This is a genomic window from Mesorhizobium sp. M1406 (genome assembly GCF_040317555.1).
Lineage (GTDB): Bacteria > Pseudomonadota > Alphaproteobacteria > Rhizobiales > Rhizobiaceae > Mesorhizobium.
This window is the reverse complement of sequence record NZ_JAMYKW010000009.1, coordinates 23,311-37,570: the sequence shown is the minus strand read 5'-3', so window position 1 is coordinate 37,570 and position 14,260 is coordinate 23,311. Positions and strand designations below refer to the sequence as shown.

12 protein-coding genes are annotated in these 14,260 nt (G+C 63.2%); 9 read left to right on the top strand and 3 right to left on the bottom strand.

Annotation, left to right across the window (positions count from 1 at the left end):
• The first annotated feature begins 166 nt into the window (after window positions 1-166).
• The 7 genes from NKH03_RS10815 (at window position 167) to NKH03_RS10785 (ending at window position 8,565) form a co-directional block, all read left to right on the top strand.
• On the top strand, window positions 167-1,006 hold the full coding sequence (locus NKH03_RS10815) for a GNAT family N-acetyltransferase (protein WP_352968361.1): 840 nt from the start codon (window positions 167-169) through the stop codon (window positions 1,004-1,006).
• A gap of 13 nt (window positions 1,007-1,019) precedes the next feature.
• Entirely contained in the window at window positions 1,020-2,393 is a 1,374-nt protein-coding gene (locus NKH03_RS10810) for an aspartate aminotransferase family protein (protein ID WP_352968360.1), read from the top strand.
• 267 nt (window positions 2,394-2,660) lie between these two features.
• The gene (locus NKH03_RS10805; RefSeq protein ID WP_502913508.1) at window positions 2,661-3,353 is read left to right on the top strand and encodes an HAD-IA family hydrolase; all 693 of its coding nucleotides are present in this window, start codon (window positions 2,661-2,663) and stop codon (window positions 3,351-3,353) included.
• A gap of 64 nt (window positions 3,354-3,417) precedes the next feature.
• Window positions 3,418-5,028: an ABC transporter substrate-binding protein gene (locus NKH03_RS10800; RefSeq protein WP_352968358.1), complete on the top strand. Its 1,611-nt coding sequence runs from the start codon at window positions 3,418-3,420 to the stop codon at window positions 5,026-5,028.
• A gap of 86 nt (window positions 5,029-5,114) precedes the next feature.
• Complete coding sequence (locus NKH03_RS10795; protein ID WP_352968356.1) at window positions 5,115-6,065, top strand: ABC transporter permease; 951 nt, start codon at window positions 5,115-5,117, stop codon at window positions 6,063-6,065.
• Between the two features lie 2 nt (window positions 6,066-6,067).
• On the top strand, window positions 6,068-6,913 hold the full coding sequence (locus tag NKH03_RS10790) for an ABC transporter permease (RefSeq protein WP_352968355.1): 846 nt from the start codon (window positions 6,068-6,070) through the stop codon (window positions 6,911-6,913).
• A complete protein-coding gene (locus NKH03_RS10785) occupies window positions 6,910-8,565 on the top strand; it encodes an ABC transporter ATP-binding protein (RefSeq protein ID WP_352968354.1) in 1,656 nt (551 codons plus the stop codon). Before NKH03_RS10790 ends, NKH03_RS10785 begins: the two co-directional genes overlap by 4 nt.
• A 39-nt stretch (window positions 8,566-8,604) precedes the next feature.
• Here NKH03_RS10785 and NKH03_RS10780 read toward each other — a convergent pair whose 3' ends face one another.
• Window positions 8,605-9,081 (bottom strand): Lrp/AsnC family transcriptional regulator, encoded by a 477-nt coding sequence (locus NKH03_RS10780; protein WP_352863623.1) that lies wholly within the window; start codon window positions 9,079-9,081, stop codon window positions 8,605-8,607.
• An 8-nt stretch (window positions 9,082-9,089) separates the two neighbouring features.
• Window positions 9,090-11,114, bottom strand: coding sequence for an oxidoreductase (locus NKH03_RS10775; RefSeq protein ID WP_352968353.1), 2,025 nt, complete (start codon window positions 11,112-11,114; stop codon window positions 9,090-9,092).
• A gap of 123 nt (window positions 11,115-11,237) precedes the next feature.
• On the opposite strand from NKH03_RS10775, the gene NKH03_RS10770 reads away from it, so the two are divergent.
• Window positions 11,238-12,179: a LysR substrate-binding domain-containing protein gene (locus tag NKH03_RS10770; RefSeq protein WP_352968352.1), complete on the top strand. Its 942-nt coding sequence runs from the start codon at window positions 11,238-11,240 to the stop codon at window positions 12,177-12,179.
• Between the two features lie 43 nt (window positions 12,180-12,222).
• Here NKH03_RS10770 and NKH03_RS10765 read toward each other — a convergent pair whose 3' ends face one another.
• Window positions 12,223-12,699, bottom strand: a complete 477-nt coding sequence (locus NKH03_RS10765) for an Lrp/AsnC family transcriptional regulator (protein WP_352863628.1) — start codon at window positions 12,697-12,699, stop codon at window positions 12,223-12,225.
• A gap of 222 nt (window positions 12,700-12,921) precedes the next feature.
• Between NKH03_RS10765 and NKH03_RS10760 the strand changes: the two genes are divergently transcribed.
• Complete coding sequence (locus tag NKH03_RS10760) at window positions 12,922-14,247, top strand: NAD(P)/FAD-dependent oxidoreductase (RefSeq protein ID WP_352968351.1); 1,326 nt, start codon at window positions 12,922-12,924, stop codon at window positions 14,245-14,247.
• Window positions 14,248-14,260 lie beyond the last annotated feature (13 nt).

The window sequence follows — 14,260 nt, the reverse complement described above, 5'->3', positions numbered from 1 at the left end:
ATTGCGGCGCCGCGCGCGGCGTGAGGCGCCTCCGCTGCGGACAGCGCCAGCACAAGATGCGGCACACCCCTCGCGCTACGGCGAAAGATACTGTCGAAGCCAAAGCCTTCAGATGATCTGCGGCGCGCCGATGGTCGAAACTTGTCGTCAGACGGAAGGATGCCTCATGCAGCAGGGCGACATCGAACTCCAGGCCTTCGGGCCGGACCATATTGAGGGAGCGGTGGCGCTTTCTCGCCAGGAGAATTGGCCGCATCGTGCGCAGGACTGGCAGATGGCGCTGCAGCTCTCGAACGGTGCGGTCGCGCTCGACGACCAGGGCCGCGTGACCGGAACCATTCTGGTAACGCCCTACGGCGCGGATTGCGCCATGATCAACATGGTGATCGTCGACAGGAATGTGCGGGGCAAGGGGCTCGGGCGCCGGCTGATGGAACAGGCCTTCGCCCTTGCCGAGGACCGCCCGCTGCGGCTCGTCGCGACAGCGGACGGCATGCCTCTCTATGAAAAACTCGGCTTCGTGCCGTCCGGTACGATCCGGCAACATCAGGGCACCGTTGCCAGGCTTGGTGCACCCGACGGCGTGGAAGCCACAGGCACCGCCGATCTCCCGGAAATCAAGGCGCTGGACCGCGACGCCTACGGCGCCGACCGTGAAGCTCTGATCGATGCGCTGGCAGAGCGTGGCCAATTCGCGGTCATCCGCCGCAACGGCGACATCGAGGCCTATGCCGCGATCCGCCCGTTCGGGCGCGGCGAGGTGATCGGCCCGGTCATCGCGGGAAGCGCTGACGAGGCGAAGGCCCTGATCCGCTTCTTCGCCGCCCCGCGCGCCGGCGTCTTCCTGCGCGTGGATACCGACAGCACGACCGGCATTGCCGGCTGGCTCGAAGAAATCGGCCTCACCCATGTCGGCGGCGGCGTGGCCATGGACCGTCCACCCAAGACGGGCGCGGAACAGGCCAGGCCAAGAGTTTACGCCCTCGCCAACCAGGCGCTAGGCTAGTCGGAGAACAACAATGCTCGCCAATTCCCTGATCGAACTCGATCGCGCTCATCTCATCCACCCGGTCTCTTCATACCGTGGTCATGAGGCGCACGGCGTGCGCGTGTTGAAATCGGCGAAGGGGGCGGCCGTGACCGATGCATCCGGCCGGCAACTCGTCGACGGCTTCGCAGGGCTGTGGTGCGTCAACGCCGGCTACGGCCACGACAGCATCGTCGAGGCCGCAGCCCGGCAGATGCGCGAGCTTCCTTACGCCACCGCCTATTTCGACCTCGGCTCGGAGCCGGCCATCCGGCTCGCTTCGGAGCTGGCCGAGCGCGCGCCGGGCGACCTCAATCATGTCTTCTTCACGCTTGGCGGCTCGGACGCGATCGACAGCACGATCCGTTTCGTCCGCTACTACTGGAATGCCAGGGGCGAGCCAAAACGCGACCAGTTCATTTCCATCGAGCAGGGTTATCACGGGTCGTCGGTGGTTGGCGCGGGCCTGACCGCACTCCCCGCCTTTCACGCCGGTTTTGGCATTCCGTTCGAATGGCAGCACAAGATCCCTTCCCCCTACCCCTATCGCAACCCGGTGGGAGAGGACGGCAACGCGATCATCGCCGCATCGCTCGGCGCGCTGAAGTCCAAGATCGAGGAGATCGGGCCGGAGCGGGTCGCGGCCTTCTATGCCGAGCCGATCCAGGGCTCGGGCGGCGTCATTGTTCCGCCGAAAGGCTGGATCAAGGCGATGCGCGAGTTCTGCCGGGAGTACGGTATCCTGTTCATCGCCGACGAGGTGATTACCGGCTTCGGCCGCACGGGCCCCTTGTTCGCCTGCACCGATGAGGACATCGTTCCCGATTTCATAACGACTGCGAAGGGGCTGACCTCGGGCTATGTTCCAATGGGCGCCGTGTTCATGGCCGATCACGTCTATGACGTCATCGCCGATGGCGCGGGCACGTCGACAGTCGGCCACGGCTACACTTATTCCGCCCATCCCGTCAGCGCCGCAGTCGCGCTCGAGGTGTTGAAGCTCTACGAAAACGGCCTTCTGGAGAACGGCATCAAGGCCGGCGCTCGCCTGATGGCGGGACTGGCTGGCTTGAGCGACCACCCTCTCGTCGGCGATGTGCGCGGCCGCGGCATGCTTGCCGCGATCGAACTGGTGGTCGACAAACAGAAGAAGACACCGCTTCCGGCGTCGGCCATGCCGGCGCGGCGCGTCTTCGACAGGGCGTGGGACAATGGCCTGATCATCCGTGCCTTTGCGCATGGGGTTATCGGCTATGCCCCGCCGCTCTGCTGCACCGACGCAGACATCGACGCGATCATCGAGCGCACGCGCCGGACGCTCGACCAGACGCTGGACGATCCCGATGTCCGCCAGGCCATGGCATGACGGCGGCGAAATATGTCGTGTCTCGAAATATCGCCGGGACAGACGATTTCGCAATTTTGTGCCGCGCCCTCACGCCTTTTCGGCGAATCTAGCGCGGGGGAAGTGCCAGACTGCTCATAAGACAAGGCCAGAAGGCCCGGATTTCCGGGCCTTCGGAAAAGGCCGACGCCCCGGACAGCACGGAATTTTGTTCTGTTCAACACATGCAATTCGGCCGCGCGCAGAGGAGAGCCAGTCTTGGCCAGGGGCTTTAGCGAATTCAAATACATGACCTTCGATGTCGTCGGCACGCTGATCGATTTCGAAGGCGGGATCACGACCTGCCTGGCCGGGATTGCCGCCGAGGCCGGCGTTGCCATCGACAGCGAGGAAGCGCTGAGCCTTTACCGGCAGGCCCGCTACATGCCCGATGCAGCCTTGTTCCCCGACGATCTCGCACGCGTCTACAGGGTCATTGCATCGCGGCTCGGCCTGCCGGCCGAGGAGAAATACGGCGCCCGCCTGCGGGACTCCGCCAGCGCTTGGCAAGGTTTCCCTGACAGCGCGGCGGCATTGGCCGAGCTTGCGAAATCCCACAGACTGATCGCCATGACCAATGCCCGGCGATGGGCGCTCGATCATTTCGAGAAGCAGCTCGGTTCGCCCTTCTTCGCTACCTTCACCGCTGACGACACCGGCACCGAGAAACCGGAGCCGGCCTTCTTCCAGAAGGTCTTCGATTTCGTGGCCTCCCGGGGCGACAGCAAGGATGACATCTTGCACGTCGCGCAAAGCCAGTACCACGACATTGGCATATCCCGAGCGCTTGGCATGACCAACTGCTGGATCGAGCGCCGGCACGCCCAGAAGGGCTATGGCGGCACGATCGAGCCCGTGCGCTTCACCGCGCCGGACTACCACTTCACGTCAATGGCGGCCTTTGCCGCGGCCGTGCGGGAAAGCCTGAAGGAACGAACCTGAGCCCAAGCCCGGAAAGCCGCAGCAAGACGAGCAACCCGGAAAAACAAACAGAAAGGGGAATGACATGACCGACAAGATCACCAACTGGACCGGAGCGGACGATGCGATGGTCGAAAACGCCATTCGGCGGGGCGCCAGCCGCCGCGAACTCCTCAAGATGCTGTTGGCCGGCGGCGCCGCGGTCGCCGCGGGCAGCGTGGTGCTCGGCCGCGCCACCAATGCAGTCGCTGCCACGCCGGTTTCCGGCGGAAGTTTCAAGGCCGCCGGCTGGTCGTCCTCGACCGCCGACACGCTCGATCCGGCAAAGGCGTCGCTGTCGACCGACTATGTCCGCTGCTGCTCGCTCTACAACCGCCTGACTTTCCTCGACAAGGATGGCGTCACGCAAATGGAGCTGGCTGAAAGCTTCGACAGCAAGGAGGCCAAGACCTGGACGGTGAAGCTGCGCAAGGGCGTCACCTTCCACGACGGCAAGGCCCTCACCGCCGACGACGTCGTCTTCTCGCTGAAGCGCCATCTCGATCCGGCGGTCGGTTCCAAAGTCGCCAAGATCGCAGCCCAGATGACTGGCTTCAAGGCAGTCGACAAGTCGACCGTGGAAATCACGCTCGCCGATCCGAATGCCGACCTTCCGACCATCCTGGCGCTGCATCATTTCATGATCGTGGCCGACGGCACGACCGACTTTTCCAAGGGCAACGGCACCGGCGCCTTCGTGCTGCAAACGTTCGAACCGGGCGTGCGTTCGGTGGTCACCAAGAACAAGAACTACTGGAAGTCGGGCAAGCCCTATCTCGACTCTTTCGAATTCATCGCCATCAGCGACGACAGCGCCCGCGTCAACGCCCTGCTTTCCGGCGACATCAATTTCGCCGCCTCGATCAATCCGCGCGCGATGAAGCTCATCGGCGGCCAGCAGGGCTTCGAATTGTCGAAGACGACCTCGGGCAACTACACGGATCTCAACATCCGGCTCGACATGGATCCGGGCAGCAAGGCCGATTTCGTCGCCGGCATGAAAAATCTCGTCAACCGAGAGCAGATCGTCAAATCGGCGTTGCGCGGCCTCGGTGAAATCGGCAACGACCAGCCCGTCTCGCCGGCGAACATCTTCCACAATACCGACCTCAAGCCGAAAGCCTTCGACCCGGACAAGGCCAAGTTCCACTTCCAGAAGTCGGGCTTGCTCGGCCAGTCCATCCCCGTGATCGCCTCCGATGCCGCGACCTCTTCGATCGACATGGCGACGATCGTCCAGGCTGCCGGTGCCGAGATCGGCATGAAGCTCGATGTCCAGCGCGTCCCGTCCGACGGCTACTGGGACAATTACTGGCTCAAGGCGCCGGTCCATTTCGGCAACATCAATCCGCGGCCGACGCCGGACATCTTGTTCTCGCTCCTCTACGCTTCGAACGCGCCGTGGAACGAAAGCCAGTACAAGTCCGAGAAATTCGACAAGCTGCTCGTCGAGGCGCGCGGCTCGCTCGACCAGGCCAAGCGCAAGGAAATCTACGGCCAGATGCAGACTATGGTCTCCGAGGAGGCCGGCACCATCATCCCGGCCTACATTTCCAACGTGGATGCCCTCTCCAGCAAGGTGAAGGGTTTGGAGGCGAACCCGCTCGGTGGCATGATGGGCTACGCAATGGCGGAATACCTCTGGCTCGAAGCCTGAGACGCGGCTGCCGGGGGCCGGACAACCGGTCCCTGGCACCTATTGCGCAACATGGCTTGGCCGAACGCAACCGCAGGAGCGCTTCCATGACGTCTGGGGTTCTCAACCTCGTGCTGAAGCGGCTGGCGATCGCGGTCGTCACGCTTTTGATCGTGCTGTTCGCCGTTTTTTTCGCCACCAGCATGCTGCCCGGCGACACCGCGTCGATCCTGCTCGGCCAGGCGGCGACTCCGGAAGCCGTCGCTGGTCTGCGCGAGGCCATGCATCTCAACGATCCGGCAATCCTGCGCTTCCTGCGCTGGCTTATCGGCCTGCTCCACGGCGATCTCGGCACGTCCTATGCCAACGAGATGCCGGTCGCGGCGCTGATCGGCGGGCGCTTCGTCAACACCATGGAGCTCGCCGGCATCACCACGCTGCTCTCTGTGCCGCTGGCGCTGACGCTGGGCATCACCTCCGCCATGTTGCGCGGTTCCCTCTACGACCGCACCGTCACCATTCTTTCGATCGGCGTCATCTCCGTGCCGGAATTCATGGTCGCGACCCTCGCGGTCCTGCTTTTCGCCGTTTACCTCAAATGGCTGCCGGCGCTGTCCTCGGTCAACGAGGCGCATTCGCTGACCGACCTCGTACGCATCTATGCAATGCCGGTGATCACGCTGACCTTCGTCATCTCCGCCCAGATGATCCGCATGACCCGCGCCGCGGTGATCGAAACGCTCTCCACGCCTTATGTCGAGATGGCGCTTCTCAAAGGCGCCTCACGCAGCCGCATGATGCTCAAACATGCGCTTCCCAATGCGCTCGGGCCGATCGTCAACGCGGTTGCGTTGTCGCTGTCCTATCTGGTTGGCGGCGTCATCATCGTGGAGACGATCTTCAACTATCCCGGCATCGCCAAGCTGATGGTCGATGCGGTCGCGACCCGCGACCTGCCGCTGATCCAGAGCTGCGCGATGATCTTCTGCCTCGGCTACCTTCTCCTCATCACGGTCGCCGACATCATCGCCATCATGTCCAACCCGAGGCTCAGGTGACGATGGCGCGCGTGGCAGCTTCCCGACGGTCCTTCCTGGGCCACAGCTACAATCTCGTGGGCGTCGTGGCCTCGCTGGTCATCGTGGCGTGGACGCTGATCGCCATCTTCGCGCCCACCATTATTCCCCATTCGATCGGCGACATCGTCGACGACGATTATTTCGGCCCGATGCGTCAGGGGCTATGGCTCGGCTCCGACTATCTGGGCCGCGATATGCTCTCACGAGTGCTGATGGGCGCGCGTTACACCGTCGGCATATCGCTCGCCGCCGTTGTTATCGCCTGCTTCTCGGGCGTGGTGCTGGGGATGGTCGCGGCCGTCACCGGTGGCTGGTTCGACACCTGCCTCAGCCGCTTCCTCGACGCCATGAACTCGATACCCAGCAAGCTGTTCGGCCTTGTGGTCGTCGCCGCGGTCGGCTCGTCGATCCCGGCGCTGATCCTGACGCTCGCCGTCATCTATATACCCGGCGCCTATCGCTTCGCGCGGGCGCTCGCCGTCAACATCAACAGCATGGACTTCATGACCGTCGCCCGCGTCCGCGGCGAAAGCACCGCGTACCTCATCGGATCCGAGATCCTGCCCAACATCATACGCCCGGTGCTGGCCGACTTCGGCCTGCGCTTCGTCTTCATCGTGCTCTTGCTCTCCGGCCTGTCCTTCCTCGGCCTCGGCCTGCAGCCGCCGCTCGCCGACTGGGGCGCGCTGGTGCGCGAGAACATCGGCGGCCTGCCCTTCGCGGCACCGGCGGTCATTGTTCCCTCGCTGGCGATCGCCAGCCTCACCATCAGCGTCAACCTGCTGATCGACAACCTGCCGCAGAAGATCAGGGACAGGGACGCATGAGCAATCTCGTCGAGGTCAGGAACCTGAGGATCGAGGCGACGACGGACTCGGGTCGTGTTGTCGAAATCATCAAGGACGTCAGCCTCGACATCGCCGATGGCGAGATCGTCGCCCTGATCGGCGAGAGCGGTTCCGGCAAGACGACGATCGCGCTCTCGCTGATGGGATATGCGCGGCCTGGCTGCCGGATCACCGGCGGCGAGATCAATGTCAACGGCAAGAACATGGCCGCACTTTCCGAAAAGCAGCGCGCCAAGTTGCGCGGCACCGACATTGCCTATGTTCCGCAAAGTGCCGCGGCCTCCTTCAACCCCTCGTCCACCATCATGGAGCAGGTGATCGAGGTTACGCGCATCCACGGGCTGATGCCGCCCGAGCAGGCGCGAAAGCGAGCGGTCGAGCTGTTCCGGGCCTTGTCGCTGCCGGATCCGGAAGGGATCGGCGCGCGCTACCCGCACCAGGTTTCGGGCGGGCAATTGCAGCGGCTGTCGGCGGCCATGGCGCTCATCGGCGATCCCAAGCTGATGATCTTCGACGAGCCGACGACGGCACTCGACGTGACGACGCAGATCGACGTGCTGAAGGCATTCAAGTCGGTCATGCGGGCGGGCGGGATAGCGGGGGTCTACGTCTCCCACGACCTCGCCGTCGTCGCCCAGATCGCCGACCACATCGTTGTGCTGAAGAGCGGCGAAGTGCAGGAGACCGGCACCACGGCTCAGATACTTTCGGCTGCCCAGCACCCCTATACGCGCGAACTGCTGGCTGCCTTCGAGCCGAAACCGCGGCAAGCACATGCGGACGCGGATGCCGGGACGAAAGAGCTGCTGCGTATCGACAATGTGACTGCCGGCTATGGTGCGGTGCGGGCTGACGGACTGCCGCTGATCCGCGCTGTCAATTCCGTCAGCCTGGTCGTCGAGAAGGGGCGTAATCTCGGCGTCATCGGCGAATCCGGCTGCGGAAAATCGACGCTCGCACGCGTCATCGCCGGCATCCATCCGGCAGCGGCCGGCGACATCATCTTCGACGGCAAGCAACTGGAGCGTACCGCAGGGAAACGCAGTCAGGACGAGCTGCGTGAGATGCAGATCGTGTTCCAGTATGCTGATACCGCGCTCAATCCGGCCAAGCCTGTGGAGGACATCATCTCCCGGCCGTTGGCCTTCTATCACGGGCTCGACAGACAGGCGCGCTCGAAGCGCGTCGATGAACTGCTCGACGTGGTTCGCCTGCCTAGGACGCTACGCTACCGTCGCCCGTCGGAGCTCTCGGGCGGCCAGAAGCAGCGGGTGAACTTCGCGCGCGCTCTGGCGGCCGACCCCAAGCTGATCATCTGCGACGAAATCACTTCGGCGCTCGACACGGTGGTGGCGGCCGCCGTGATCGAACTGCTCAAGGAGTTGCAGCGCGAGTTGGGCCTTTCCTACATTTTCATCAGCCACGACCTCTCCGTCGTCGAAGCGATCTGCGACGAAATCATGGTCATGTACAATGGCGAGCGGATGGAGCAGATCACGCCCGACAGACTGCAGGCGCCCACCCACCCCTACTCCAAGCTTCTGTTCTCCTCCGTGCCGAAGCTTGACCCGACCTGGCTCGATGGCCTCGTCCGCGACCCCGAACTGGTCAGCCAGTACGGCCATCGCTAGAGCGGCTCAGCATTTTACGGAAACGGTGAGTCGCTCTGACTACATCGGGAACAGGCTGGGCAACGGCATGTGCGCCTTGACGATGGGAGATTTCAGCACCACGAAGCTGAAATACTTGTCGATGCCGATATCCATGTCGCTCAGCCGCTCCATGATCTCCTGGTACTCGCCGATGCCGGCGGCCACGAATTTCATCAAATAGTCGTAACGGGCGGAAACGCGGTGGCATTCGACCGCCGCATCAACTTTATCGATGGCGGCAAGGAAACGCGCGAAGTCGATCTGGCGATGGTTCTTGAGCGTGATTTCCGTGAAGACGGTGAGCGTCCGCCCCAGCTTTGCGATGTCGATCTGCGCCGAATAGCGCACGATATAGCCTTCGGCATGCAGCTTCTTTACCCGCATCAGACAGGGGCTGGGGGAGAGATTGACCCGTTCCGCCAATTCCACATTTGTGATGCGGCCGTTCTTCTGCAGCTCGTAGAGGATCTTGATATCAATCCGATCGAGTTTCATGATCCCGTCTACAATTGCGAGCAGAGCCGGTAGGCCTCATAGATCGACGAGTAGATGTCCCTGCTGGCAACCGCGTCTCCAATGCGGTGCAAGACGAATGATCCGGCAGCTTGGGGACCATTGTCTCCCTTAGTTTCCGTTCCCGTCATCAGTGCTATGTCGGTGACGCCGTTGTTGGCTGAGCGCGCACGCAAATCCTGGTAGGTGTCCTCCATGGGCACCGTACCGCGCTCGACAATGAGTTGGGCTGCCGTCATTTCCGTTTCCGCACCGGTGAGCTCATGCCGGAACGTGGCGGCGATGCCGTTGCCTTGGCGCGCTGCCTTGACCAGGCGCACATCGCTGACGACCCGGATGCCGCGTTCCGAGGCGCGTTTGCGGAAACTCACCCGGTCCGGATAGGGCGTTTCGATCGCCATCGTGTCGTCCGCTATGGCCAGGCTGACCACCCGCCCATGTTGGGCAAGATGCAGGGCGCAGGAAACTGCGGCCTGGCGTCCGGTCTCATCGTAGATGAGCACATCGTCCTTCGCCGGCACGACCCCGGTCAGGACGTCCCAGACGCTGTCGCAATGTTCGGCGCCCTCCAGCCTTTCCATATCGGGAACGCCGCCGGTGGCGACGATGACCGCGTCGGGTTTCGCGGCAAGGACGATTTCTGCGTCCGCATAGGTGTTGAGACGGACTTCCACGCCCAGGCGAGCGAGTTCGTCGGTACGCCAGTCGACTATGCCGATGAGATCCTTGCGATCGGACGCCGAGGCCGCGACGAGCACCTGCCCACCAAGTCGTGCTCCGGCTTCGAGCAGGCTCACTCTGTGGCCACGCTCGGCGGCGACCCTTGCCGCTTCCATCCCACCCGGACCACCGCCGACCACGACCACCCGTTTCGGCGTCTCGGCCCGCACGATGGTATGGCTGATGATCGTTTCATGGCCGCTGGCCGGGTTGTGAATGCACTGCACCTTCTTGTACAGGCAGTAGGACGCGCCTACACACGGGCGAATGCGTTCTTCTTCGCCGCGCATCACCTTGTTGACGATATGCGGGTCGGCAATATGCGCCCGGGTCATGCCGACCAGATCGACAAGGTTCTCGCGGATGGCATGCCGCGCCGCCGCTATGTCCCGGATGCCTGCGGCGTGGATCACGGGCAGCCTGGTTTCCCGTTTGAACTGTCCAACCAGCGGCAAGAACGGCGCGCTCGGGCTGAACATGCCGGGCATGTTCTGCTCAGCCAGCGACAGGTCGGTGTCCATGCGGCCAAAGATGCAATTGAAGAAGTTGACATGGCCTTCCCGCTCGAACAGCCTGGCGAAGGCAAGGCATTCCTCGAAATCCGACCCGTCGTCGACCGCCTCGTCGATCACGAACCTGATGCCGACAGCGAAATCGTCGCCCACCGCGCGGCGGATCGCCTCGTGAACCATCAGGCCAAAGCGCGCGCGGTTTTCCAGCGAGCCGCCGAAGCCATCCGTGCGCCTGTTGGTTCTGAGCGAGAGGAATTGACCGATCAGATGCCCCCCCGTGACGGTTTCGACGCCATCGAGATCGCCGTCAACGCAGCGCCTGGCGGCACTGGCGTAATCCTTAATGATCCTGTCTATGTCGGCGGCGTCCATCTCCTTCGGAAAATTCCGGTTTCGCGTCTCGCGAACGCGCGATGGCGCCACCGGCGGCAGCCAGTTCCCGGCATAGGCGGTTGCGCGCCGGCCAAGGTGCGAGACCTGGCACATGACGGCAGCGCCGTGACGATGCACTCGCTGCGACAGCGACTGGAGATGAGGCACGATGTCATCGGTCGAAAGGTTCAGCTGACCGCCGCCCCAACTCGAGTCGGGCGACGTCATGGCCGATCCGCCCACCATGGTCATCGCCAGGCCGCCGCGCGCTTTCTCCTCGTGGTAGCGCTGGTAGCGCTCGAGCGGCAGGCCGCCATCGTCCAGCATCGAAGCGTGACTGGTGCTGATCACACGGTTGCGCAGCGTCAGGCCCTTGAGCCGAAACGGCTGAAGCAGAGGATCGCCGGACATGCTGCCTGCTTGAGATGCCGCTATCTTCACGTCCTGCTCCACCCCATTCATGAGGGTTATAGTTCGCCATTTCCAGAACCATAGAAAGCTTGAAAATTGTTTGGGTACCTATACGCTGGGCGTATGGCTGGTTTTGCAAAACTCGTTCCTTCCGCGCGCGGACTGCTTGTCTTCGAAGCTGCCGTCCGGTCGGGTAGCTTCACGGCCGCGGCGCGCGAGTTCAACGTCACGCAACCATCGATCAGCCGTAGCATCGCCCAGCTCGAGGCCGATTTTGGTGTTCCTCTTTTCACGCGGGGTCCAGCGGGGTTGACCCCGACCCCGGACGGACGTGCCCTCTATTCGGCTGTGCGGGAGGGATTTGACGGCATCGCGGAGGTGATCCGGAGAATCAAGCAAAACAGCGCTGCAAAGCCGGTGGTCACCCTTTCCCTTTCGAGTTCTCTGGCAACATATTGGTTCGTTCCCAGGTTAGGGGCGTTCAACACGCGGTTTCCTGACGTCGACCTGAGGTTCGAACTGATCGCGGGCGTTCTACGAGGACCAGCCGAGACTGTCGACCTTGCCACGAGAATCCTGGCTGATGACGACACCCACTATCACCACTGGGCATTCTCGCCGGAAATCATCGTTCCGGTGTGCAGCCCATCCTATTTGTCCGCCCACGGTCGGTTGATCCATGCCGGAACCGGGGAAGGTCATGCCCTGCTTCACCTGACCGACGCCAAGGAGCAGTGGCTGGACGCCTGGGGCAGTGTGGCGGACCGCAAGACCAGCCGGGCAAAGTGGCTCGAATTCTCGGACTACGCGGTCGTGCTTCAAGCCGCGATGAACGGCGAAGGCGTGGCGCTCGGCTGGCTCAGCAACGTTTCAAGGGCGTTGCTTCAGGGAACCCTTGTCCCGGCTTCGGACAGGCAGATCAAGACGGGCCGGATCCATCAGCTGATTGCACCGCGCTCAAGACCGGTACGGCCTGTCGTTTCCGATATCTGCGCCTGGATGATCGCCGAGATGCAAGCCGAATTAAAAGCACTGCACCCGATCTTGCGGCCGGACACCTTGTAGCGGACTGCAGGCGACAAGCGCGGCGCGGCGCGGTCGCCGGTGACTACCTCGGAAACAGGCTGGGCAGCGGCATGTGCGCCTTGACGATGGGTGACTTCAGCACGACGAAGCTGAAATACTTGTCGATGCCGATATCCATGTCGGTCAGCCGTTCCATGATCGTCTGGTACTCGCCGATGCCGGCAGTCACGAATTTCATCAAATAATCGTAGCCGCCCGACACGAGGTGGCATTCGATGACCTGATCGATCTTCTCCACGACGGCGAGAAAGCGGGCGAAGTCCACCTGGCGGTGGTTCCTCAAGGTGATTTCGGTGAATACGGTCAGCATCTGGCCGAGCTTGCCGATATTGATCTGCGCGGAATAGCCTTCGATGTAGCCTTCCGACTGGAGTTTCTTCACCCGCATCAGGCAAGGGCTCGGCGACAGATGCACCAGATCGGCCAGTTCCACATTGGTGATGCGGCCGTTCTTCTGCAATTCGTGCAGAATTTTGATGTCGATCCGATCCAGTTTCATGGCCGTCTCCGAAGAAGCACGCCACAGCACGATCTGCTGTCCTGGCAATAAGCTTTGACACTACCACAGCCCGGTGGCCTGTCCATCCGAGCGGATACGCGCTGAATGGCAGGGACTCCCGATTCCGCTGGAGCTGCCAGAATAAAATTCTGCCTCGGCCTCAACTGCAGCAGCGGCTGCCTGCGCAAAGCGCTAGATTGGAGCGTCGAAGCAGAGAAGACCATGCCCGCGCCGCTGCAGCAAATCGAGACATCTGGCGAACTGCCTCAGTCCGCGGACGCGGTGGTGATCGGCGGTGGCATCGTCGGTGTCTTCGCCGCCTACTATCTGGCAAGGCGCGGCATGCAGGTTGCGCTTGTCGAAAAGGGACGCATCGGCGCCGAGCAATCCAGCAGGAACTGGGGATGGTGCCGCCAGCAGAACCGCGATGCCCGCGAGCTGCCGATGGCGACGCGAAGCCTCGATCTTTGGGAGCGCTTTGCAGAGGAAACCAGCGAGGACACCGGCTTCCGCCGCTGCGGGCTGCTCTATCTCAGCAATGACGAGGCGGAACTGGCCGGCTGGGCGCGCTGGCGTGACTTCGCCAAAACGGCCGGCGTCACCACGCATATGCTTGACAGCGCCGAGGCCAGCGAGCGGGGCCGCGCCACGGGCCGGACCTGGACGGGCGGCGTCTTCTCGCCGACAGATGGCACCGCCGATCCGTCGCGAGCCGCGCCCGCGGTCGCCCGCGCCATCCTCAAGCTCGGGGGCGCCGTGCACCAGAATTGCGCCGCGCGCGGTATTGAGACCGAGGGCGGCCGCCTGAGCGGCGTGGTCACGGAAAACGGAACGATCCGCACCAAGCTGGCGGTTCTTGCCGGCGGCGCCTGGGCTTCCTCCTTCTGCCATCAGTTCGGTTTCCGCTTCCCACAGGCATCGATCCGATCCTCCATCCTGTCCGTCTCCCCCGGCGCGGAGGGCCTGCCGGATGCGCTGCACACGGCAAGAATTTCGGCCACGCGTCGCAGCGATGGTGGCTATACGCTCGCCATAAGCGGACGTGGCCGTCTGGACGTCACGCCCCAGCAACTGCGTTTCTCCTCGCAGTTCCTGCCCATGTTCCTGAAGCGCTGGCGAAGCCTCGGGCCCGGCGGGTTGCAAGGCATGCGTTCGGGCCACGAAGCGCTGCGGCGCTGGCGGCTCGACCGGCCAACGCCGATGGAGCGGATGCGCATCCTCGATCCGGTTCCGGATCAGGCGACCATTCGCCTGACGCATGCCCGCGCGCTCGAGCTGCTGCCGGCACTGCGCCAGACCAAGATCAGTGCGGCGTGGGCCGGCTACATCGACAGCACGCCGGACGGCGTGCCCGCCATCGGTGAGATCCATAGCGTTCCGGGTTTCTTCCTGGCTGCCGGGTTTTCGGGGCACGGCTTCGGCATCGGGCCAGGCGCCGGGCACCTCGTCGCCGATCTGGTGACCGGTTCGGAGCCGATCGTCGATGCGACATCCTACGATCCCCGGCGCTTCGACGCTTCGTCCTGGGGCAAGGTCGCCGATTTCTAGCAGCTGATCCTCA